This is a genomic window from Nesterenkonia halophila, assembly GCF_009467795.1.
GTDB classification, from domain to species: Bacteria; Actinomycetota; Actinomycetes; order Actinomycetales; family Micrococcaceae; genus Nesterenkonia; species Nesterenkonia halobia.
Genome location: NZ_WIAX01000012.1, coordinates 251,967 through 274,571, shown reverse-complemented (window position 1 = coordinate 274,571; position 22,605 = coordinate 251,967). Strand labels below are relative to the sequence as shown.

Annotated in this window: 20 protein-coding genes, 4 tRNA genes and 1 riboswitch; of the genes, 19 read left to right on the top strand and 5 right to left on the bottom strand. The window is 72.3% G+C overall.

All coding sequences use genetic code 11. The features are described from left to right. The first annotated feature begins 40 nt into the window (after positions 1–40). The 6 genes from GCL72_RS06805 (at position 41) to nrdR (ending at position 7,321) form a co-directional block, all read left to right on the top strand. Positions 41–328, top strand: a complete 288-nt coding sequence (locus GCL72_RS06805) for a YggT family protein (RefSeq protein ID WP_153143934.1) — start codon at positions 41–43, stop codon at positions 326–328. 209 nt (positions 329–537) lie between these two features. Continuing rightward, positions 538–1,452, top strand: coding sequence for a DivIVA domain-containing protein (locus tag GCL72_RS06800; RefSeq protein WP_153143933.1), 915 nt, complete (start codon positions 538–540; stop codon positions 1,450–1,452). 119 nt (positions 1,453–1,571) lie between these two features. Further along, entirely contained in the window at positions 1,572–2,105 is a 534-nt protein-coding gene (gene lspA, locus GCL72_RS06795) for a signal peptidase II (RefSeq protein WP_153143932.1), read from the top strand. 86 nt (positions 2,106–2,191) lie between these two features. Then, positions 2,192–3,115, top strand: coding sequence for an RluA family pseudouridine synthase (locus tag GCL72_RS06790; protein WP_153143981.1), 924 nt, complete (start codon positions 2,192–2,194; stop codon positions 3,113–3,115). A gap of 2 nt (positions 3,116–3,117) precedes the next feature. Beyond that, positions 3,118–6,663 carry a DNA polymerase III subunit alpha gene (dnaE, locus tag GCL72_RS06785; RefSeq protein ID WP_153143931.1) on the top strand — a complete coding sequence of 1,182 codons (3,546 nt, stop codon included), beginning with the start codon at positions 3,118–3,120 and terminating at the stop codon, positions 6,661–6,663. A 151-nt stretch (positions 6,664–6,814) separates the two neighbouring features. Continuing rightward, entirely contained in the window at positions 6,815–7,321 is a 507-nt protein-coding gene (gene nrdR, locus GCL72_RS06780; protein WP_153143930.1) for a transcriptional regulator NrdR, read from the top strand. Positions 7,322–7,429: 108 nt separating this feature from the next. Here nrdR and rpe read toward each other — a convergent pair whose 3' ends face one another. The 5 genes from rpe to GCL72_RS06755 all read right to left on the bottom strand — a co-directional run bounded on the left by rpe (position 7,430) and on the right by GCL72_RS06755 (position 12,688). Next, a complete protein-coding gene (rpe, locus tag GCL72_RS06775; RefSeq protein WP_153143929.1) occupies positions 7,430–8,098 on the bottom strand; it encodes a ribulose-phosphate 3-epimerase in 669 nt (222 codons plus the stop codon). Between the two features lie 51 nt (positions 8,099–8,149). Next, on the bottom strand, positions 8,150–9,820 hold the full coding sequence (locus GCL72_RS06770) for an RsmB/NOP family class I SAM-dependent RNA methyltransferase (protein ID WP_153143928.1): 1,671 nt from the start codon (positions 9,818–9,820) through the stop codon (positions 8,150–8,152). After that, positions 9,817–10,968 (bottom strand): methionyl-tRNA formyltransferase, encoded by a 1,152-nt coding sequence (locus tag GCL72_RS06765; RefSeq protein ID WP_153143927.1) that lies wholly within the window; start codon positions 10,966–10,968, stop codon positions 9,817–9,819. Before GCL72_RS06765 ends, GCL72_RS06770 begins: the two co-directional genes overlap by 4 nt. Before the next feature lie 103 nt (positions 10,969–11,071). Continuing rightward, entirely contained in the window at positions 11,072–11,671 is a 600-nt protein-coding gene (gene def, locus GCL72_RS06760) for a peptide deformylase (RefSeq protein WP_153143926.1), read from the bottom strand. An 81-nt stretch (positions 11,672–11,752) separates the two neighbouring features. Continuing rightward, on the bottom strand, positions 11,753–12,688 hold the full coding sequence (locus GCL72_RS06755) for a cytochrome (protein WP_153143925.1): 936 nt from the start codon (positions 12,686–12,688) through the stop codon (positions 11,753–11,755). A 262-nt stretch (positions 12,689–12,950) separates the two neighbouring features. On the opposite strand from GCL72_RS06755, the gene GCL72_RS06750 reads away from it, so the two are divergent. The 13 genes from GCL72_RS06750 (at position 12,951) to GCL72_RS06690 (ending at position 22,464) form a co-directional block, all read left to right on the top strand. Next, positions 12,951–13,024 (top strand) — tRNA-Gly (locus GCL72_RS06750). Between the two features lie 192 nt (positions 13,025–13,216). Next, positions 13,217–13,287, top strand: a tRNA-Cys gene (locus GCL72_RS06745). A 44-nt stretch (positions 13,288–13,331) separates the two neighbouring features. Then, a tRNA-Val gene (locus tag GCL72_RS06740) sits at positions 13,332–13,403 on the top strand. 26 nt (positions 13,404–13,429) lie between these two features. After that, positions 13,430–13,503: transfer RNA gene (locus tag GCL72_RS06735), tRNA-Gly, on the top strand. A gap of 81 nt (positions 13,504–13,584) precedes the next feature. Beyond that, positions 13,585–13,716: riboswitch (FMN riboswitch) on the top strand. Between the two features lie 205 nt (positions 13,717–13,921). Next, positions 13,922–15,013 carry a bifunctional diaminohydroxyphosphoribosylaminopyrimidine deaminase/5-amino-6-(5-phosphoribosylamino)uracil reductase RibD gene (ribD, locus tag GCL72_RS06730; protein ID WP_170289578.1) on the top strand — a complete coding sequence of 364 codons (1,092 nt, stop codon included), beginning with the start codon at positions 13,922–13,924 and terminating at the stop codon, positions 15,011–15,013. Between the two features lie 3 nt (positions 15,014–15,016). Beyond that, a complete protein-coding gene (gene ribB, locus GCL72_RS06725; protein WP_153143923.1) occupies positions 15,017–17,098 on the top strand; it encodes a 3,4-dihydroxy-2-butanone-4-phosphate synthase in 2,082 nt (693 codons plus the stop codon). Further along, positions 17,095–17,589 carry a 6,7-dimethyl-8-ribityllumazine synthase gene (gene ribH / locus GCL72_RS06720; protein WP_211364989.1) on the top strand — a complete coding sequence of 165 codons (495 nt, stop codon included), beginning with the start codon at positions 17,095–17,097 and terminating at the stop codon, positions 17,587–17,589. Before ribB ends, ribH begins: the two co-directional genes overlap by 4 nt. A gap of 89 nt (positions 17,590–17,678) precedes the next feature. Further along, positions 17,679–17,942, top strand: coding sequence for a phosphoribosyl-ATP diphosphatase (locus tag GCL72_RS06715; RefSeq protein WP_010525399.1), 264 nt, complete (start codon positions 17,679–17,681; stop codon positions 17,940–17,942). Positions 17,943–18,015: 73 nt separating this feature from the next. After that, the gene (gene hisG, locus GCL72_RS06710) at positions 18,016–18,867 is read left to right on the top strand and encodes an ATP phosphoribosyltransferase (protein ID WP_153143922.1); all 852 of its coding nucleotides are present in this window, start codon (positions 18,016–18,018) and stop codon (positions 18,865–18,867) included. Positions 18,868–18,930: 63 nt separating this feature from the next. Beyond that, positions 18,931–19,701, top strand: coding sequence for an imidazole glycerol phosphate synthase subunit HisF (gene hisF, locus GCL72_RS06705; protein ID WP_153143921.1), 771 nt, complete (start codon positions 18,931–18,933; stop codon positions 19,699–19,701). Between the two features lie 60 nt (positions 19,702–19,761). Continuing rightward, a complete protein-coding gene (gene hisI / locus GCL72_RS06700; RefSeq protein ID WP_153143920.1) occupies positions 19,762–20,172 on the top strand; it encodes a phosphoribosyl-AMP cyclohydrolase in 411 nt (136 codons plus the stop codon). Further along, complete coding sequence (locus GCL72_RS06695) at positions 20,159–21,757, top strand: anthranilate synthase component I (RefSeq protein ID WP_153143919.1); 1,599 nt, start codon at positions 20,159–20,161, stop codon at positions 21,755–21,757. The genes hisI and GCL72_RS06695 overlap by 14 nt, the downstream gene beginning before the upstream one ends. Then, positions 21,754–22,464 carry a Trp biosynthesis-associated membrane protein gene (locus GCL72_RS06690; RefSeq protein WP_153143918.1) on the top strand — a complete coding sequence of 237 codons (711 nt, stop codon included), beginning with the start codon at positions 21,754–21,756 and terminating at the stop codon, positions 22,462–22,464. The genes GCL72_RS06695 and GCL72_RS06690 overlap by 4 nt, the downstream gene beginning before the upstream one ends. The last annotated feature ends 141 nt before the right edge of the window (positions 22,465–22,605 follow it).

Below are 22,605 nucleotides of genomic sequence, written 5' to 3'. Positions count from 1 at the left end.
GTCCGATCCGACCGCACCCTCCGGAGGAACCCGTCCCGCCGTGGATCTCATCGCCGCCCCGATCTACCTGCTGCTGACCGTGTACCAGCTGGCCCTGGTGGTCCGGATCATCTTCGACATCACCCAGCAGTACGCTCGCCAGTGGCGCCCGAAGGGAGCGGCGCTGGCGCTGGCGATGGGCGTCTACACGCTCACCGACCCGCCCATCCGCTGGGTGCAGTCCAAGGTGCCGCCGCTGAACCTCGGCGGGATCTCATTGGACATGGGCTTCATCATCGTCTTCCTCGTCGTGGTCATCGCCAAGGTCATCGTCCAGGCGATCGGCTGACCGGCTCGGCGCGCCGTCGAGGGGAGCCGTCGGCGCGGCCCGCGCCCCACCGACGAGGGTGTGACCTGTTCGTGAAGGCTGAGGTCCCGGTTCCGGTCGTCGTGGTCGGCGCCACCGGGGTATCGTATCCGGTGACCACTGGACGATCTTCGGAGGCGGCCCGCCCCCGGCTCCGTCTCGCCGACAGCTTCTCGATGAGGTGACACCGCATGGCTCTGACTCCCGATGAACTCCTGAACAAGGAGTTTCCGGAGACCAAGTTCCGCCCCGGCTACGACAAAGACGAGGTCGACGACTTCCTCGACGAGGTCGTCGTCGAGTGGCGACGGCTGGTCCAGGAGAACGAGGACCTCAAGGCCCAGGTCTCGACGCTCGAGGAGCAGCTGGAGGAGAATCCCGCCGACCTCGAGCCCGACGACCTCGAGGACGCCGGGCTCTCCGGCTACGCGGGCACCGACGCCGAGGTCACCGGAACCTTCGACTCGGTCGCGACCGAGGATCCGGCCGACGACGGCGCCGTGCCGTCGGGCTCCGGCGTGACGGCCTATCCGGAGTACGAGCCGGGCCACCGCCCGGCCCAGACCCGCCGCGAGGCCGCCGCGCAGCCGGCCGAGGGATCGCCGAGCGGGCCGGGCGCCGCGAGCTCGGACGACGCCGCGGCCGGGGAAGTCGCGAGCACCGCCGCCGGCGTGCTGGCCATGGCCCAGAAGCTGCACGACCAGTACGTCAGCGAGGGCGAGGAGACCCGGGCGCAGTACATCGCCGAGGGTGAGAAGACCCGGGCCGAGCACATTGCCGAGGGTGAGAAGACCCGCGACGAGTATGTCTCCGAGGGTGAGAAGACCCGGGCCGAGCACATCGCCGAAGGCGAGCGGAAGCGCACGGAGATCGTCACCGAGGCCGAGACGCGGGCGGAGAACATGATCGAGGAGGCCGAGATGACCTCCTCGCGCACGCTCTCGGCGCTGGAGCGCAAGAAGACCGACCTCGAGACCAAGGTCAGCGAGCTCACGAGCTTCGAGCGCGACTACCGCACCCGGATCAAGAACTATATCGAAGGGCAGCTGGAGCAGCTCACCAGCCGCGGCTCCATCGAGAAGGAAGCCGGCGCCGCCGAGATCTGAGCCGCCGAGACGGCGTCCGGGAGGACCGATCTCCCGGGCGCCGTCGTGTCATCCCGGACGTCCATGGGACGTCCCGCGCCGTGGGACGGCGCAGAACAGCAGAGGAGAGCAGGACGCCTGTGAGTCAGACGCGCCCGTCGCCGAGCCCCGCACGCCGCACGGCGCTCCTGGTCGCGGCGTCGGTCGCCGTCGTCGCCTGGGGGCTGGACCAGCTGACCAAATGGTGGGTCGTCTCCACGCTGAGCCTCGGCGAGGAGATCGCGGTGCTCGACCCGGTGCTCTCCTGGCGATTCCATCTCAACCCGGGAGCGGCGTTCTCGCTGGGCACCGACCACACCTGGCTGTTCACCCTGATCATGGTGGTCGTGCTGACCGTGGTCGTCGTCAACTCCCGCCGGCTCGGCGGCTCCTGGCTCTGGACGCTCGGGCTGGGCGGCCTCGCCGGGGGCATCGCCGGCAATCTGACCGACCGACTGTTCCGTCCGCCCTCCTTCGGCGAGGGCGAGGTCGTCGACTTCATCGCTGTGCCGCACTTCGCGATCTTCAACATCGCCGACTCGTTCATCGTCTGCTCGATGATCGGCATCTGCGCGATGCTGGTCTTCGGACTGGAGATGGACGGCCGTCGCACCCGCGACGACGAGGAGGACTGAGTCCCACGAACCCCGAGCCGCAGAATCCCGAGCCGCAGCATGAAACGGAGCCGGACCCCGGGACGCCGAGCCCCGATCCCGAGCGTCTGACGGTCCCCGAGGCGCTCGACGGGCGGCGCGCCGACCAGGTGATCTCCTCCTGCTGCGGGATGTCCCGCACCGAGGCCGCCGAGCATCTGGCCGCCGGCGCCGTCGTCCATGCCGCCGGCCGGGCGGCCGGACGAGCGGTGAAGAAGTCCGAGAAGCTGGCCGCCGGGACGGAGCTCGACATCGACCCGCCGGCGGCCGACGATCCGCTCGAGGTGAGAGTCGAACCCGTGGAGAATCTGCGCATCCTGCATCAGGACGAGGACCTCGTCGTCGTCGACAAGCCCGTCGGCGTCGCCGCCCACCCGTCGCCCGGCTGGACCGGCCCGACGGTGATCGGCGGGCTGCTCGCCGCCGGCGTGCCGATCTCGACCTCCGGATCCCAGGAGCGCCGCGGCATCGTCCACCGGCTCGACGTCGGCACCTCCGGGGTGATGGTGGTGGCGAAGAACGAGCAGGCCTACAGCGTGCTCAAGGACGCCTTCCGGCGGCGCACGCCCACGAAGATCTACCAGGCCCTGGTCCAGGGACTCCCGGACCCGGTCGACGGGACCATCGACGCGCCCATCGGCCGCCATCCCGGCCATGAGTGGCGCTTCGCCGTCGTCGAGGACGGCCGCGCCTCGCGCACCCACTACACGCTGCTGGAGGCCTACGGCCGGGCGAGCCTGATGCAGGTGCAGCTGGAGACCGGCCGCACCCATCAGATCCGCGTGCACTTCTCCGCCCTCGGCCACCCCTGCGCCGGAGACCTGACCTACGGCGCCGATCCGGGGCTGGCCGCCGAGCTGGGACTGACCCGCCAGTGGCTGCACGCCGCCGAGCTCGGGCTGACCCATCCGCGCACCGGCGAGCCGGTGACCTTCACCTCCGTGCGCCCCGACGATCTGGCCACCGCGCTGTCGATCCTGGAGAATGGGTGACCATGGCCTCGACTGCAGACTTCGTCCACCTGCACAATCACACCGAGTACTCGATGCTCGACGGAGCGGCGAAGATCGGCGAGCTCTTCGAGGAGACGCGCCGGCTCGGGATGTCCTCGGTGGCCACCACCGACCACGGGTTCCTCTTCGGCGCCTACGACTTCTGGAAGACCGCCCAGAAGCACCAGGTGAAGCCCATCGTGGGGCTGGAGGCCTACCTCAGCCCGGGCACCCATCGCTCGGACCGCCGGCGCGTGAAGTGGGGCGAGGGCATCAAGGGGGAGAAGGACGTCGCCGGCGGCGGCGCCTACACCCACATGACCATGTGGGCGGAGAACACCGCCGGGATGCACAACCTCTTCCGGATGGGCTCGCTGGCCTCCATCGAGGGCTTCTTCTACAAGCCGCGCATGGACCGCGAGCTGCTCCAGAACTACGCCGACGGGATCATCGCCACCACCGGCTGCCCCTCCGGCGAGATCCAGACGCGGCTGCACCTGGGCCAGTATCAGGAGGCGAAGAAGGCCGCCGGAGAGTTCCAGGACATCTTCGGCAAGGAGAGCTTCTTCTGCGAACTGATGGACCACGGTCTGGACATCGAGCGCCGGGTCAAGAGCGACCTGCTGAAGCTGGCCAAGGAGCTCAACCTGCCGCTGGTCGCCACCAACGACCTGCACTACACGCATAAGCACGACCACAATGCCCACGGCGCGCTGCTGTGCGTGCAGTCCAACTCCACCCTCGACGACCCGAACCGCTTCAAGTTCGACGCCGAGGAGTTCTATCTGAAGTCCCCGGCGGAGATGCGCGAGCTCTTCCGCGACTTCCCGGAGGCCTGCGACAACACACTGGCGATCGCCGAGCGCTGCCACGTGGAGTTCGACGAGTCGGCCTCCTACATGCCGAACTTCCCGGTGCCCGAGGGCGAGACCGAGGAGTCCTGGTTCATCAAGGAGGTCGAGCGCGGGCTGGCCTACCGCTTCCCGGGCGGCGTGCCCGACGACGTGCGCGACCAGGCGAAGTACGAGATCGGCATCATCACCCAGATGGGCTTCCCGGGCTACTTCCTGGTCGTCGCCGACTTCATCACCTGGGCCAAGGAGAACGGCATCCGCGTCGGCCCCGGTCGCGGCTCCGGCGCCGGCTCGATGGTCGCCTTCGCCATGCGCATCACCGACCTCAACCCGCTGCAGCACGGGCTGTTCTTCGAGCGCTTCCTCAACCCCGACCGCGTCTCGATGCCCGACTTCGACGTCGACTTCGACGACCGGCGGCGCGCCGAGGTCATCCAGTACGTCGTCAACAAGTACGGCGACGAGCGGGTGGCGATGATCGTCACCTACGGCACGATCAAGTCCAAACAGGCGCTGAAGGACTCCGCCCGGGTGATGGGCGAGCCCTTCTCCACCGGCGAGCGGCTCACCAAGGCCATGCCGCCGGACGCGCAGGGCAAGCCGACGCCGCTGGCCGAGATCTTCGACGAACAGTCGTCGCGCTACGCCGAGGCGGTCGACATGCGCGAGACGCTGGAGGCCGATCCGCGGCTGAAGGAGATCTTCGACCTCGCCACCGGCATCGAGGGGCTGAAGCGTCAATGGGGCGTGCACGCCGCCGGCGTCATCATGTCCTCGGATCCGCTGCTGGACATCATCCCGCTGATGAAGCGCGAGCAGGACGGCGCGATCATCACGCAGTTCGACTATCCGACCTGCGAGACCCTGGGCCTGATCAAGATGGACTTCCTGGGGCTGCGGAACCTGACGATCATCTCCGACGCGCTGGAGAACGTCCGGCAGAACCAGGGCGTCGAGCTGGACCTGGAGACGCTGCATCTGGAGGACCAGCCCTCCTACGACCTGCTGGCCAAGGGGGACACGCTCGGCGTCTTCCAGCTCGACGGCGGGCCGATGCGCCAGCTGCTGCGCCAGATGCGCCCGGACAACTTCGAGGACATCTCCGCGACCATCGCGCTGTACCGCCCCGGTCCGATGGGCGCGAACTCGCACATCAACTACGCGCTGCGGAAGAACGGCCAGCAGGAGGTCACTCCGATCCACGCGGAGCTCGAGGAGCCTCTGAAGGACATCCTCGACACCACCTACGGGCTGATCGTCTACCAGGAGCAGGTCATGGCGATCGCCCAGCGGGTGGCCGGCTACACGCTGGGCCAGGCGGACATCCTGCGCCGCGCGATGGGCAAGAAGAAGAAGGAGGAGCTGGACAAGCAGTACGTCGGCTTCCACCAGGGCATGCTCGACAACGGCTTCTCCGAGGAGGCCATCCAGGCGCTCTGGGACATCCTGCTGCCCTTCTCCGAGTACGCCTTCAACAAGGCCCACTCGGCCGCCTACGGGCTGGTCGCGTACTGGACCGCCTACTTGAAGGCGAACTACCCGGCCGAGTACATGGCCGCCCTGCTGACGTCGGTGGGGGAGAACCGCGACAAGCTCGCGCTCTACCTCAACGAGTGCCGCCACATGGCCATCACCGTCACCCCGCCGAGCGTCAACGAGTCCACGCAGAACTTCACCCCGGTCGGCGACGACATGATCCGCTTCGGCATGGGTGCTGTGCGCAACGTCGGCTCCAACGTCGTCGCCGGGCTGGTCGAGGCGCGGCAGGAGAAGGGGGCCTTCGAGTCCTTCTCCGACTTCCTGAAGAAGGTGCCGCCGCATGTGTGCGGCAAGCGCGCCGTGGAGTCGATGATCAAGGCCGGCTCCTTCGACGACCTCGGCTACACCCGCCGGGCGCTGGTCTCGGTCCACGAGCAGGCCGTCGAGCAGGCGGTGAAGCAGAAGAAGGACGCCCTGCAGTACGAGACCGACATCTTCGGGGCGATGTCCGGCGGCGAGGACGGTCTGGACGACTTCGACGCCGTGGCCGTGCCCGATGTGCCCGAGTGGGACAAGAAGGACCGGCTGGCCTTCGAGCGCGACATGCTCGGCCTCTACGTCTCCGACCACCCGCTGCAGGGGCTGGAGCGGGTGCTGGCCCAGCACGCCGACCGCTCGATCACCTCGCTGCTCGGCGAGGACGGCCCGCCCGACGGGGCGACGGTGACGATCGCCGGGATGATCACCTCGCTGCAGCGCCGCATCGCGAAGTCCTCGGGCAACCCCTATGCGCGGGTGGAGGTCGAGGACGTCGGCGGCACCGTCGAGGTGATGTTCTTCGGCAAGGCCTACCAGCCGGTGTCGATGGTCCTCGCCGAGGATCTGGTGGTGGCCATCAAGGGCCGCATCCAGCGGCGCGACGACGGCTCGGTGTCGATGTCGGCCCAGGAGATGATCGTCCCCGAGCTCGACGACGAGACGAGCACCGGGCCGGTGGTGCTCTCGGTGCCCAGCCAGCGGGCCAGCGAGAAGGTCGTCACCCAGCTCGGCGAGATCCTGCGCCGGCACCGCGGCTCCAACGACGTCCACGTGCGGCTGCTCTCCGGGGCGACCATCGAGGTGATGCGGCTGGGGCCCGACTACCAGGTCACGCCGTCGCCGTCGCTCTACGGGGATCTGAAAGTGCTGCTGGGGCCGAGCTGCCTCGAGTCCTGATCTGCCTGTCGGCCCGCCGCCCCCACAACATCTTGTGTATGCGGACTTGATGGCCACCACATCTAGTGCGTAGACTCATGCCGTCCGGTGATGTGCGCCGGATCAGCGTCCGACGGGCCGCGAGCGGACCGCAGGAGAGGAGAGCGCCGCGATGTACTGTCCGTACTGTCGCCACGACGCGTCCCGCGTGGTCGATTCGCGCATGCTCGACGACGGCTCCGGCATCCGGCGCCGGCGGCAGTGCCCGCAGTGCTCGAAGCGCTTCACCACGATGGAGACCACGTCGTTGAACGTGATCAAGCGCTCCGGAGCCGCCGAGCCCTTCGACCGCTCCAAAGTCATCAACGGCGTGCGCAAGGCCTGCCAGGGACGGCCGGTCTCCAGCGACGACCTCGCCGTGCTGGCCCAGGAGGTCGAGGAGGCGGTGCGCGCATCGGGCAACGCCGAAGTCGACGCGAACGACGTCGGCCTGGCCATCCTGCGTCCGCTGCGCACTCTCGACGTGGTCGCCTATATGCGCTTCGCCTCCGTCTACCGGGGCTTCGGCGGCCTCGACGACTTCCAGGAGGCCATCGACGAGCTGCGCCGCGAGGAGGAGATGCCCGGCGGGACCGCCGACGGCGTCACCGTGGTGCAGCCGCGCTTCGGGTTCCGCTAAACTCGGCCTCGTGGTCGCCCGCGCGGCGGCCGCATCGCAGACTCCGGCGGTGCTCTCGACAGGGGAAGGTCGGGAGCACCGCCGGTCTTCGTCCGCGCCCCCTGCGGCTCAGTGCTCCAGCAGTCCGCGCAGACCCGCGATCGCCGCGTCCGGGTCCTCGGCCGCGTAGACCGCCGAGCCGGCCACGAAGGTGTCCGCGCCCGCGTCGGCGGCACGCAGGATCGTCTCGGCATTCACCCCGCCGTCGATCTGCACCGCGATCTCCCCGCCCAGGTCGTCGACCGCCTTCCGCGCCCGGCGGATCTTCGGCAGCACCAGGTCCAGGAAGGACTGCCCGCCGAATCCGGGCTCGACGGTCATCAGCAGCAGCATGTCCAGCTCGCCGAGCATGTCCAGGTAGGACTCGATCCCGGTGGCCGGCTTCAACGCCATCGCCGCGCTGCTGTGCCGGGCGCGCAGCTCGCGGGCCAGCCGGATCGGCGCCTGCGCGGCCTCGGCGTGGAAGGTCACCGACTCGCAGCCCAGCTCGGCGTAGCGCGGCGCCCAGACGTCGGCATCTTCGATCATCAGGTGGATGTCCAGCGGCAGATCCGTCGCCGCGCGCAGCGACTCGACCACCGGCAGGCCCAGCGTGAGGTTGGGCACGAAGTGGTTGTCCATGACGTCGACGTGCACGGCGTCGGCGGTGCTGATCCGGGAGAGCTCCCGCTCTAGGTTCGCGAAGTCCGCGCTGAGGATGCTCGGGTGGATGCAGGGCGTGCGGGGCGAGGGGGTCACGGGTCGATCCTCCTGGTCGATCGGGTCGGTGGGCTGCGTCGCGCGCCGCGCTCAGGCCGGCCGGTGCAGCAGGGCGAAGAACATCGCGTCGGTGCCGGTGACGTGCGGCCAGAGCTGGACCATGCGGGACCGGTCGGCGACGGCGGCGCCGGTCTCCGATCCGTCCGGCGTCGTCGACGGCGCCGGCGACGCGGCGGCCAGCCGGGCGCCCTCGGGCAGCGCGACCATCGCCATCGGGTCATGCGCGTCGAGCAGCTGCAGCTCCGGATGGCGGCGCAGCACGTCGTCGACCTGCACCACCGTCTCGGCGGCGTGCGGCGAGCAGGTCACATACGCCAGCAGCCCGCCCGGGGCGAGGACGTCGACGGCGGCGTCGAGCAGCTCGGACTGCAGCACCGTCAGCTCGGCGAGGTCGGAGGGGCTGCGGCGCCAGCGCGCCTCGGGGCGCCGACGCAGCGCGCCGAGTCCGGTGCACGGGGCGTCGAGCAGGATCCGGTCGAATGCTCCGAGGTCGTCGTCGCCGACGGTGCGCCCGTCGCCGGTGCGCAGGTCCCAGGCCTCGGAGTCCACAGCGTCGAGGGCCTGACGGACCAGCTCGGCACGGTGGTCGGCGGGCTCGTTGGCGAGCAGCCAGGCCTCCTGCTGCGCGGCCAGGGCGGCGAGCAGGGCGGCCTTGCCGCCCGGCCCGGCGCAGAGGTCCAGCCAGCGCTCCCCGGCGACGTCGGGGTCGACGGTCTCCGGGGTGAAGGCCGCCGTCAGCGCGCGGGCGATCCACTGCGAGCCGATGTCCTGGACGCGGACGACGCCCTCGCGCACGCCGGGCAGCCGGCCCACGTCCCCGCCGCGGAAGACGACGGCGTCTTCGAGCAGCGGGCTCTCCTCGCCGCCGACCTCCAGGGCCGCCGGTAGGTGGCGCTCGCCCAGCTCGGGCAGGCCGACCAGGTGGACCTCGGGGGCGGCGTTGTCGGCGGCCAGCAGCTCCTCCAGCTCGCCGGGCCCGCCGCGGCCGTGCAGGCGCAGCCCCTGGCGCAGCGCCCGCACCACCCAGGAGGGATGGGCATGCTCCAGGGCCAGCGCCTCGTCGTCGCCGGCGGAGGTGCCGCGGGCGGAGGCGACCTCGGCGATCCAGTCGGCGCGGGACTTCGCCCCGACGCGGCGCAGCACGGCGTTGACCAGCCCGGAGGGGCCGGCTCCGATCTCGCCGCGGACCAGTCCGACCGTCTCGCCGACGGCGGCGTGGTCGTCGACCCGCATGCCGAGCAGCTGGTGGGCGCCCAGGCGCAGCGCGTCGAGCACCGGCGCATCGAGGGAGTCCAGCGGACGGTCCACGCAGGCGGCCAGGATCGCATCATAGGTGCCCTGCCCGCGCAGCGCGCCGTAGGTCAGCTCGGTGGCGAAGCCGGCGTCGCGGCGACCGAGCTTCGCCCGCCGGATCTCGGCGGGCAGCACCAGGTTGGCGTAGGCGTCGTCGGCCGAGACCGCTCGCAGCACCCGGAAGGCGGTGCGCCGGGCGGGATCGGCCGCACGAGTGCGCTCCGACGGCGCGCTGCGGCTGCGGCGGCGCGGCGTCGAGCTGGACGCGCGGGAGCGCTGGCGGCCGCCGGCGTCGCGCGGAGTCGAGTCCGCCGAGCTGCTCCGCCGGTCCTGGCGGTCCTGGCGTGCTCGACGCTCGGGACGGCCCGAGGAGCCGTCTCCCGGGCCTCGGTGCTGCTGCGGGGTCATCGCTGCTCCTCCCGGGAGGTCTGCGGCCGGCCGTCGGCCGGAGGGGGATCGTCGGGGCCCGACGGGAGTCCGCCCCGCTCGTGCGAGGCTCCGGCACCCGGTCCGGCGTCGTCCGCCCGGGGCGCCGCGCCCAGGACGGGAATCTCGCGCAGGCCGCGGTGCCAGGACGCCGGATCCATCATCTGCTTGCCCGCCGGCTGGACGCCGCGCAGCACGACGAGTCGTCCGTCGCCGGCGCGCAGCGTCAGGACCGACCCCGCGCCGGGTCGGTCCTCGGGCGCCGGCAGGACAGTGCCGACAGGAGCGTCGTCGATGTCGTCAGGAGCCTCGGCCTCATAGGGGCGGGCCGTGCCGAGCTTGAGCCGCGCCTCGCCCAGCAGCGTCCAGGGGCCCGGCTCGGGAGTGGTCGCGTTGATCCGGCGGACCAGCTCGGCGGCCGGGCGCCGGGGATCGATGAAGGCGTCCTCGCGGGTGAGCTTCGGGGCATGGGTCGCCTCGCCGGCCTGCGGCTCGGGGACCGAGCGGCCGGCCAGCAGGTCGGGGAGCAGGGCGATGAGCAGACGGGTGCCGACGGCGGTGAGCTCGTCGAGCAGCTCCCCGGCGGAGATCTCCTCGCTGATCGGCAGCGGGCAGACGCCGTGGATCGGGCCGGTGTCCATGCCCGTCGCGATCTGGAAGACCGTCGCGGCGGTCTCGACGTCGCCGTCCAGCACGGCGTGCTGGACGGGGGAGGCCCCGCGATGGGCCGGCAGTCGCGAGTAGTGCAGGTTCACCCAGCCGCGCTCCGGGGCGTCGAGGGCGTGCTGGGGCAGCAGCGCGCCGTAGGCGACGGCGATCCCGAGCCGGGCGCCGGTGTCGCGGATCGCGGCGGTGACCTCCTCGTCCACGCGGGAGGCGCGGATCACTGGGATCCCGGCCTCCTCGGCGAGGCGCGCCACCGGCGAGGGCGTCATCCGTCGCCGGCGCCCCACCGGGGCGTCCGGCCGGGTCAGCACGGCGACGACGTCGACGCCGGCGGCGAGCAGGCCCGACAGGCAGTCCGCGGCGATCTGCGGGGTGCCGGCGAAGAGGACGCCGCCGGCGGCCGCCGCGGCGGAGTCGGTGCGGCGTCCCGCCGCGGCGAGCGACGTCTCGGTGTAGTGCTGCACGAAGGTCCTTCCCAGGAGATCGGTGCTGTGCTGGTCGGGCGGGACGCTGGGACGGTGCTGACCCTCGGGCCCCGCCCGGCGCCCTGCCGCGGACCCGCGGACGTCAGCGGCCTGCGGCGAAGAAGCTCCCTCCCGCGCTCGGGGCGCGGCGCGCGTCGGGGGAGGAGCCGGCGTCCTGCGGGGTTCGCCGCAGCGTGCGCAGCGCGGCGCGCTTCTCCTCGCCGACCAGTCGATCCACGAAGAGCCGGCCGTCGAGATGGTCGACCTCGTGCTGGAAGCAGACGGCGAGCAGTCCCGAGGCCTCGACGTCGACGCGCCCGCCGTCGGGGGCCAGCCCGGTCAGCCGGGCGCGCTGCGGGCGTCCCACCGGCCCGTGGACGTCGGCGACGGACAGGCAGCCCTCGCGGAGGAGGTTCGTCCCCTCGGCCGGGCCGGCCGCGGCGTCCTGCGGGGTGAACTCCGGCTCGCCGTCGGTCTCCACCGCCGGGTCGACGACGGCGCCGCGCGATCCGGCGACGTCATAGGTGAAGATCCGCAGTCCCACGCCGACCTGCGGGGCGGCGAGGCCGATCCCGCCGACGGCGTCCATCGTGGTGAGCATGTCCTCGATCAGCCGGCGCGCCGAGTCATCGACGACGCCGACCTCGCGGGCCGGCGTGCGGAGCACCGGGTCGCCGATCATGCGGAGGGGGAGAACAGCCATAGTGTCGATCCTACTGTGCGAGGGCGTGCGGAGGTCATGCGTGGTGCATGGGGGAGGGGAGCGGGGCGGGCGGCGGAGGCGCTACGCCGTCGACGCCGCCGACTCTGCCGCAGTCTCCGGTGCAGTATCCGGTGCAGCCTTCGGCGCAGTCTCGGGCACGACCTCCGGCACAGGCGCCGGCGGCGGCCCGATCGGCTGCAGCGCGGGGCCGGCCTCGCTGGCGCGGCGCATATGCTCCCAGACCTGGCGCAGCGCCCAGAACTTGTGCCAGTGGGACTTCAGCACCTCAGGGTTGGCCTGGACGGGGACCACCTCGCGGGCGGAGAGGGCCACGCCGAGCAGCACCGGCGAACCGTCGCCGTGCGGCCACGGCGTCCAGCCGCCGTCGTCGGCGTCGACGAGCATCTCCTCGGCCTGCATGCCGGCGACCAGCTGCATCACCACGGACTCGCTGAGCGGCTTGGCGCGGCCCTTCCGCGTCAGGCCCTTGGTCTTGAAGTCGATGATGCAGGTCCGGCCGCCGATCTCGGCGACGAGGTCCAGCGTCCCGGCATAGCCCAGCGTGTGGTTCCAGACGGTGACCTCCGCGGCCAGCGGCTTCACCGCGAAGGTCCGCCACCAGTGGTCGAACTGGTCGGCGAAGGCCAGTTCGTCGTGGGCGCGCAGCACCTCGCGGGCGGCCTCGGCCTCGTGCTCGGCGTCCAGCGCCCGCCGGGCGACCTGCTCGGCGTAGTGGTGGACGCGGTCGCCCCGTGCGGCGGCGTCGTCGCGGAAGCGCGCCGCGGCCGAGGAGGCCCGGCGCGCCAGCGAGCGCAGCTTCGTCGTCGAGCCCACGGCCTCGGGGAGCCGGTCGTCGGCGATGAGCTCGGTGGCGGCCATATGACCCGCCCAGCCGGTGAGGTCCTTGTGCTCCTGGCCGATCACCGTGGTGATCGAGGGGACCTCCGGGGTCGAGGTCGTCGAACGCGAGTACATCCGGCCGAAGTCGGTGGCGTGGGCGAGGCTGGGCTGTGTCATGTCGCCGACCAGTCTGCCACGCTCGTCCGGGCGAAGGCGGCCTCGCCCGCCGTGGCGGGGATGGAGGGAGGTCGCACCGGTATGTGACGGGGGTCACGCACTCTCGATTGGACGCGACGGGCGGGGCTCCACTAGAGTTTCATGTCGTCGGAACGCAGAGGTGACGACGGGCCGCCCCGCTCCGGGACGGAGGCCGTGAGAGTGTGAGACACTGTCAGGGTCGCCTGACGAGGGGTTCCCGCGGAACCGACGCAGATGACAGGCGGATGTAGCTCAGCTGGCTAGAGCATCACCTTGCCATGGTGAGGGTCGCGAGTTCGAATCTCGTCATCCGCTCGACGAGCTGCATGCCATGCGGCGGAATCGGTCTTCCGAGGCCGTCGCATGCTGCGGTTCGCTCTTCGCCGCCCGGATTCGTCCGGCGTCGGAGGGGCACTGCAGACGGCGTGCGGGCTCCGGCCCGGCCGCTGGACGTCGAGCAGGCCTCGCAGGATCCTCCGGGATGCGAGCGAGGAGCTGATCGGGTACGGTGGGGTGGCCGAGTGGCGAGGCAGCGGCCTGCAAAGCCGTCAACGCGGGTTCGATTCCCGTCCCCACCTCGCACGACGGTCGAGCTGTCCGCAGCCGGCCGACAACTGAACAGGCGCGATTGGCGCAGCGGTAGCGCGCTTCCTTGACACGGAAGAGGTCACTGGTTCGAACCCAGTATCGCGCACTGGATGGTCTATACTGATCATCCATGCGGATGTAGCTCAGCTGGCTAGAGCATCACCTTGCCATGGTGAGGGTCGCGAGTTCGAATCTCGTCATCCGCTCTGGAGTATCACCGAAAGGCCCGGAATCCGAGAGGATTCCGGGCCTTTCTCATGCCTGTGGCAGACTGGACCTCGACACACCACGTGCTCCGGGATCGGTGGAAGTCCGAACCGGCGGTCACAGCCCGCGACCCGCGGTCGTCCCCGACGTCCACGGTTGAACCGGTGGAATTCCGGTGCCGACAGTCACAGTCTGGAGGGGAGAAGCACGCTGGGGGTCGGACGCGTCCCGGGTCTCTCCGCGGACCGGCGCCGCCCTCCGTCGCGCAGGCGCCGTCACCCCGGAGCTCCTGGCATCCACGAGATCCGCCGGACCGGGGGAGGACACGACGCCCATGCATGTTCCGCGCTTCCCGGGCCCTCCGCGCCCGACGACGTCGTCGCCGGGCCGCGCGCGGAGAGGGCGGCGATGACGGCGATGACTGAGCACGAGAAGCACATGGCCGCCGCGCTGCAGGCCGCCGAGCGTGGCGTGCGCGGGGTGAACCCACTGGTCGGGGCCGTGCTCGTCGACGACTCCGGCGCAGTGGTCGCCGTCGGCCACCACCGCGGCGCCGGGCACCGGCACGCCGAGCGCGACGCGCTCTCCCGGGCCGCCGCGGAGCGGCCCGACGTCGATCTGCGCACCACGACGCTCTACTGCACCCTCGAGCCCTGCCGGCACCACGGCCGCCAGCCGCCGTGCGTGGAGGCGATCCTGGCCGCCGGCATCCCGCGAGTCGTCCACGGCGCCGCCGATCCGACCGCCGACGCCGGCGGAGGAGCGGACGAGCTCGCCGCGGCCGGCGTGGAGGTCGTCTCCGGAGTGCTCGCCGCGGCATGCCGTCGGCTGAACCACCGGTGGACGCTCGCCCAGCAGCAGGGGCGCCCCTTCGTCACCGTGCACCTGGCGCAGAGTCTGGACGGGCGCATCGCCGCCGCCGACGGCACCAGCCAGTGGATCACCTCAGCCGCCTCGCGGAGCCACACCCACCGGATCCGCGCGCGCATCGACGCGATCCTCGTCGGCAGCAGCACCGTCGCCGTAGACGACCCCCGACTCACCGCCCGCGACGCCTCCGGCGAGCCGCTGGCGGCGCAGCCGCTGCGGGTGGTCATGGGGCGCCGCCCGGTGCCGGAGGACGCGCGGCTGCGCGGCGGACGGCCCGAGGGGGAGGGGTGGCTGCAGGTGCCCACCCACGATCCGCTCGAGGCGCTGCGCCGCCTGGCCGCCGTCCAGCATGAGGGCCGTCCCGTGCGCCATGTGCTCGTCGAGGGCGGATCCCGGGTGCTCTCGGCCTTCTTCGCCGCCGATCTGGTCGACGAGATCTTCGCCTACCACGCGCCGGTGCTGCTCGGGCAGGGCCCCAGCAGCGTCGGAGCCATCGGCGTCTCGACGCTGTCCGAGGCGCCGCGCTTCCGACCCGACTCCGCCGAGGACGGGCCGGTGACGCTGATGGAGGACGACGTCTGCGTCCACCTCACCCCCGAACCCCCGTCGTCATCCACCCTTGCGAACAGGAGCAGCTGAGAGATGTTCACCGGAATCATCACCGGACTCGGCACCGTCGTGGAACGCCGCCCCGATCCCGCCCGCGGGGTCGAGCGGCTCACCGTCGCCGCCCCGGGCCATGTCGACGACCTGCCGCTGGGCGGCTCGATCGCCGTCGACGGCGTGTGCGTCAGCGCCACCTCGATCGACGGCGAGCACCTCGCCGTCGACCTGATCCAGGAGACGCTGCGGCGCACCACGCTGGGACGCCGAGCCGTCGGGGATCGGGTGAACCTGGAGCGCTGCGTGCCCTCCGGGGCCCGGCTGGACGGCCACGTGGTCCAGGGCCATGTGGACGGGCTCGGCGAGCTGCTCGCCCGCGACGTCCACGACGGACGGCACCGCGTCGCCGTGCCCGCGGAGCTCGCCCCCTATCTGGCGGAGAAGGGCTCGATCGCCGTCGACGGCGTCTCGCTGACCGTCACCGCGGTCTCGGACCCCGAAGAGGCGCCGGCCTGGTTCGAGGTCGGGCTGATCCCGACCACGCTGGCCGAGACCACGCTGGGTCGCCGCGAGATCGGCGACGCGCTGAACCTCGAAGTCGATGTGCTGGCCAAATACGCCCGCCGCATGCTGCGCTTCTCCGGCGATCTCGCCGCCGCCGAGCTCGCCGCGGAGGACCCTGCCGCGGCGGTGCCCGCCGTCGCGGCGCCGACGACGCCGGAGCCGGTGCTGGACCCGGTGGAGGTCGCGCTGAACCAGCTCGCCCAGGGGCGGCCGGTCGTCGTCGTCGACGACGCCGACCGCGAGAACGAGGGAGACCTGATCCTGCCGGCGGCCCTCGCCGACGAGGAGCTGATGGCCTTCACCGTCCGGCACAGCTCCGGGGTGGTCTGCGCGCCGATGAGCGCCGAGCGCGCCGCCCACCTGGACCTGCCGGCGATGGTGGCCGAGAACGAGGACCCCAAGGGCACCGCCTACACCGTCAGCGTCGACGCCGCCGCGGGGGTGACCACCGGGATCAGCGCCGCCGACCGGGCGCGGACGCTGCAGGTGCTGGCCGACAGCGGCGCCGACGCCGCCGCCCTGACCCGCCCCGGCCACGTCTTCCCGCTCGTCGCCCACGCCGACGGCGTGCTCGGCCGGTCCGGGCACACCGAGGCCGCCGTCGACCTCTGCCGGCTGGCCGGGACCTCGCAGGTCGGGGCGATCGCCGAGCTCGTCCACGACGACGGCCGCATGATGCGCGTGCCGGCGCTGCGCGAGTTCGCCGACGCCCACGGGCTGGCGCTGATCTCGATCGCCGACCTGGTCGACTACCGCGGCGGCGCCGTGGATCCGACGGCCGTGCGCGACGCCGCCCGGGCGTCCTGGGACAGCCCCTCCGAGCAGGCCCGCGCCCTGGTCACCCCGGGGCCGGTGGTCACCCTGCCCACCGACCACGGGATCTTCGCCGCCCAGGTCTGGGCCGAGCACGACACCGGCCACGAGCACCTGCTCATCTCCGCCCGTTCGCAGGCGCCGGCCGAGGGCGGGGACGGAGTCGACGCCGCCGGCGCGGCCCCGCTGATCCGGCTGCACTCCGAGTGCATCACCGGCGACGTGCTGGGCTCGCACCGCTGCGACTGCGGCACGCAGCTGGCCTCGGCGCTGGAGTCCATCCAGCGCGACGGCGGGCACCTGCTCTACCTGCGCGGCCACGAGGGGCGCGGGATCGGGCTGGCCAACAAGCTGCGCGCCTATCAGCTCCAGGAGGAGGGCGCCGACACCGTCGAGGCCAACGAGATGCTCGGGCTGGCCGCCGAGCTGCGCGACTACACCGGCGCGGCGGCCATCCTGCACAGCTGCGGGCTGACGCGGGTGCGGCTGCTGACGAACAACCCGGAGAAGGTCGCCGCGCTGCAGGAGGCCGGCCTCGACGTCGAGCAGGTGCCCTCCGAGGGCGAGGTCCACGACGAGAACCGCCGCTACCTGCGCACCAAGCGCGACCGCATGCATCACCTCATGGACCACCTCGGCGACCGCCTGGGGCTCGGCGAGACGCCGACGGAGGTCCCCGACGCCGACGGCCGCGGCGAGCCGGCCGAACAGACCCGACCGCTGAACGAGCAAGGAGAACGATGAGCAGCACCGGAACCCCCGTGATCGACGCCGACGAGCTGCAGCAGCTGCGCGCCCGGGCCGGACGCGGCCTGCGCGTGGCCGTGGTGGCCTCCCGCTGGCACACCCGCGTGATGGACGGCCTGATCGGCGGCGCGCACCGCTTCCTGGAGCAGATCGGCGTCGACGACGTCACGCTGCTCCGCGCCCCGGGCAGCTTCGAGCTGCCGCTGCTGGCCGCCCGCGCCGCCGAGACGCACGACGCCGTCGTCGCCCTGGGCGTGGTCGTCCGCGGCGGAACCCCGCACTTCGACTACGTCTGCCGGGCGGCCACCGACGGGCTCACCGAGGCCTCGCTGCGCACGGCGACGCCGATGGGCTTCGGCGTGCTCACCGTCGACGACGACCAGCAGGCCCTCGACCGCGCCGGGCTGGAGGGCTCCACCGAGGACAAGGGCTTCGAGGCCGCGCATGCCGCCGTGGCGACCCGAGCGGTGCTCGACGCCCTCGACTGAGTCCCGCCCGCGACGGCGTCGTGGCGTCTGTGACGTCGTCGCGGGGCGGCGAATCGCCGCGACCGGCGCCGACGGCATACCCTGGGACGGTGAAGACCTTCGACCAGCTGTATGCCGAACTCGCCGAGAAGGCCGCCTCCCGACCCGAGGGATCCGGCACCGTCGCCGCCCTCGACGCCGGCGTCCATAGCATCGGCAAGAAGATCGTCGAGGAGGCCGCCGAAGTCTGGATGGCCGCCGAGCACGAGTCCGACGAGGCCGCCGCCGAGGAGATGTCCCAGCTGCTGTATCACCTGCAGGTGATGATGCTCGCCCGCGGGATCAGCCCCGAGGACGTCTACCGCCATCTCTGAGCCGGCGCCTCTCGCCGCTGCCCCCCCCGAACCGCTCCTGATCCGCATACTGACCCGAGGGACCACCTGATCCATGCTGCGTGTTGCCGTACCGAACAAGGGCGCGCTCTCCGAGGCCGCCATGGCCATGCTCTCCGAAGCCGGATACGTCCAGCGCCGTGACAAGCGCGACCTCGTGATGGTCGACGAGGAGAACGGCGTCGAATTCTTCTACCTCCGTCCGCGCGACATCGCCGTCTACGTCGGCTCCGGGACCCTGGACATCGGGATCACCGGCCGCGACCTCTTCCAGGACGCGCGCGTCGACCACGGCGCCGAGGAGATCCTGGGGCTGGGCTTCGGCCAGTCCACCTTCCGCCTGGCGGCCCCGCAGGGCAGCTTCAGCTCCGCCGAGGAGCTCGCCGGCAAGCGGGTGGCCACCAGCTATGACGGGCTGCTCGACCACTGGTTCACCTCCCAGGGCATCGAGGACGTCGAAGTCGTCCACCTCGACGGCGCCGTGGAGACCGCGGTCCGGCTCGACGTCGCCGACGCCATCGCCGACGTCGTCGAGACCGGCAACACGCTCAAGGCCGCCGGCATGGAGATGTTCGGCGAGCCGATCATGCGCTCGGAGGCCATCCTGATCTCCCGCCACGGCGAGCGTCCCGTCGGCATCGACCGGCTCATCCGGCGGATCCAGGGCGTGCTGGTGGCCCGGCGCTACGTGATGATGGACTATGACATCCGCCGCGAGCTGCTCGACCAGGCCGCGGCGATCACTCCGGGGCTGGAGTCGCCGACGGTCTCCCCGCTGGCCGACGAGGACTGGGTGGCCGTGCGCTCGATGGTGCCCAGCGGACGCACGAACCAGCTGATGGACGAGCTATACGAGCTCGGGGCCCGGGCGATCCTGGTCTCCTCCATCCACGCCTGCCGCGTCTGAGCTGGGCCGTCGCCCAGCACCCCGCCCCGTCCCCGGTCTGATCGAGCACAGGAGGAGCACAGCATGTCATTGGCGGTCCGGATCATCCCCTGCCTCGACGTGGACGCCGGGCGGGTGGTGAAGGGGGTGAACTTCGCCGAGCTGCGCGACGCCGGCGACCCGGTGGAGCTGGCCCGGCGCTATGACGCCGCCGGCGCCGACGAGCTGACATTCCTGGACGTCACCGCATCCTCCTCGGACCGCAGCACGACCTACGACGTGGTCACCCGCACCGCCGAGGAGGTCTTCATCCCGCTGACCGTCGGCGGGGGCGTGCGCAGCGCCGAGGACGTCGCCCGGCTGCTGCGCTGCGGAGCGGACAAGGCCTCGATCAACACGGCGGCGGTGGACCGTCCGGAGGTCATCGACGAGATCGCCGCCCGCTTCGGCTCCCAGGTGCTGGTGCTCTCGCTGGACGCCCGGCGCACGGAGGACCCGGCGATCGCCTCCGGCTTCGAGGTCACCACCCACGGCGGCCGGCGCGGCACCGGCCTCGACGCCGTCGCCTGGTGCCGCGAGGCCGCCGGGCGCGGCGTCGGCGAGATCCTGCTGAACTCCATCGACGCCGACGGCACCCGCGACGGGTTCGACGTCGAGATGATCCGCACCGTCCGGTCGGCCACCCGGGTGCCGCTGATCGCCTCCGGCGGCGCCGGGAAGCCCGAGGACTTCCCGGAGGCCGTCGAGGCCGGCGCCGACGCGGTGCTGGCCGCCTCACTGTTCCACTTCGGCCCCGACGACATGCTCGCCCGGGTCAAGGAGGCCGTGGCCGCCGCCGGCCATCCGGTGCGCTGACCCGCCGCCGACGGCGGATCCCGCCCGCCTCCGTCCCGTCCATCCGCCCAGGAGATCCCGATGAGCTCGACCCCGCTGCCCGCCGCCGTCCGCGACCGCGTCCGCTTCGACGCCGACGGACTGGTGCCGGCGATCACCCAGGACGCCGCCACCGGAGAGGTGCTGATGATGGCCTGGATGAACGACGCCGCGCTGGCGACGACGCTGGCCACCCGCCGGGGCACGTACTGGTCCCGCTCGCGGGGCGAGCTCTGGCGCAAGGGGGCGAGCTCGGGGCACACCCAGCAGGTCGTGTCCGTCGCGCTGGACTGCGACGGCGACACGGTGCTGCTGCGCGTCGAGCAGACCGGCCCGGCCTGCCACACCGGCACGACCAGCTGCTTCACCGACCGCGCCGTGGACCTCGACGCGCTCGAGACCGCCGAGGCGGCTCGCCCGGGAGAGGAGGGCCGCACCGATGGCGACTCCTGAGCTGGGCGTCGTCTCGCCGACGCCGGAGGAATTCGCCGAGCTGGCCGCCCGGCACCGGGTGATCCCGGTGACCATGCGGCTGCTCGCCGACGGACACACGCCGCTGAGCATCTACCGCACGCTGGCCGACGGGCGGCCGGGGACCTTCCTCATGGAGTCCGCCGCCCCCGGGGCGGCCTGGTCGCGGCATTCGTTCATCGGCGTCTCCTCGCGCGCGACGCTCTCCGAGCGCGACGGCGCCGCGCACTGGATCGGCGAGCCGCCTGCGGGCACCCCGCGCGAGGGCACCACCGCCGAGGTGCTGCGCGCGACGCTGGAGTTCCTCGCCGGCGACGACGGCCGGGCTCGCACCGCGCAGCTGCCCCATCTGACCTCCGGGATGGTCGGCTACATCGGCTGGGACGTGGTCCGGCACTGGGAGCGGCTGCCGCATCCGCCCGCCGACGACCTGCAGGTCCCGGAGATGGCGATGCACCTGGTCAGTGATCTGGTCGTCCACGACAACCGCGACGGCACCGTCACGCTGGTGGCCAACGCGATCAACCAGGACGGCCGCGACACCGGAGTGCAGGCGGCCCACCAGGACGCCGTCGCCCGGCTGGACCGGATGCGCGCCGAGCTGTCCACACCGGCCGGCGACCCCGCGCTCTCCGGGGTGAGCAGCGCCGAGGCCGGCTGGTCCGCGCAGGTCGAGCGCGACCTCGACGAGCGGGTGCGCCACGCCTGGGACGAGCGCGAGTACCTGGACACGCTGACGAAGGCCAAGCAGGCCATCGTCGACGGCGAGGTCTTCCAGATCGTGGTCTCGCGCCGCTTCGACGTCGACACCGCCGTCGACCCGCTGGCCGTCTACCGCATGCTGCGGCTGCTCAACCCGAGCCCGTACATGTACCTGCTGCACCACGAGACCCCCGACGGCGAGCCGTATCAGGTCGTCGGCGCCTCGCCGGAGGCTCTGGTCACCCTCGAGGAGGGCACAGTGGTCACCCATCCGATCGCCGGCACCCGACCGCGCGGCGAGACCCCGCGGGCCGACCAGGAGCTGGCCGCGGACCTGCTGGCCGACGAGAAGGAGCGCGCCGAGCACCTGATGCTGGTGGACCTCTCGCGCAACGACCTCGCCAAAGTCTGCGAGCCGGGCTCGGTCGAGGTCACCCAGTTCATGGGGGTGGAGCACTTCAGCCATGTGATGCACCTGACCTCGCATGTGCAGGGCCGGGTGGCCGAGGGCGTGGCCCCGCTGGACGTGCTGGCCGCGACCTTCCCGGCCGGCACGCTCTCCGGAGCCCCGAAGCCGCGGGCGCTGCAGCTGCTCGACGCCTGGGAGCCGACCCGGCGCGGGGTCTACGGCGGCGTCGTCGGCTACTTCGACTTCTCAGGCCGGATGGATGCGGCGATCGCCATCCGGTCCGCGCTGCTGAAGGACGGCGTCGCCCATGTCCAGGCCGGCGGCGGGATCGTCGCCGACTCCGACGACGACGCCGAGCGGCAGGAGACGGTGAACAAGGCCGCCGCCCCGCTGCGCGCGGTGCTGGCCGCCGACCGGCTGCACGACGTCGCCGGAGACGGGCAGGAGCCCCGATGAGCGGGACGACGAGCGCGAGGTCCGGCCGCCGTCCGGGCCGGCGCGCGGTGGCGCTGGGCGCGCTGCTCTCCGGAGCCCTGATCCTGGTCGCCACCTCCCAGCCATGGGTCACCGCGACGGGCCTGGGGCCGACCAGCGTGTCCTCCTCGGTCGACGTCGCCGGATCCGACGCCGCGCAGACGGTCACCGCCATGGGACTGGTCGCGCTCGCCGGCGGCGCGGCGGTGAGCATCGCCCGCCGCCTCGGTCGGCTGATCATCGCCGTTCTGCTGCTGGCGGCCGCGGCGGTCACCCTGGTCATGGTGGGATCCGTCGTCGCCGACCCCGCCGGGGCGGCGCAGACGCAGCTCGGCGACGTCACCGGCACCACGGAGGCCGCCGCCGAGTATGCGCTGCGGCCGGCCATCTGGCTGGCCGCCGCCGGTGCGGCGCTGCTGCTCGGTCCGGCGGCGCTGCTGCTGGGGTCCCGCGGCTGGCCGGAGACCCGCCGGTACGAGACCGCCGCGGAGTCCCCCTCGGCGGAGCCGGATGCCGCGGACCCGGCCGGGGCATCGGCCGAAGGGCCGACCGCGGGATCGGTCGCGGGCCTCGAGGACGCCGCGCCGTCCGGCGACGACGACGGCGAGGACGCGGAGCATGCGGAGGACGATCCCTTCGACCTGTGGGACGGACTGTCCCGGGGAGACGACCCGACGGATCGGCGCTGAGCGAGGGGGCACGCCCCCCCCCGGCGGCCGCCCGGTCCGGGCCGTGACGCCCGCGCCCGCGGGACCCTGCGGGCGTGGCAGAATGGACGACGGAGACTTCAACGGCAGTCCGCGGCGCCGGCGCGCCGCGCAGCAGAGAGG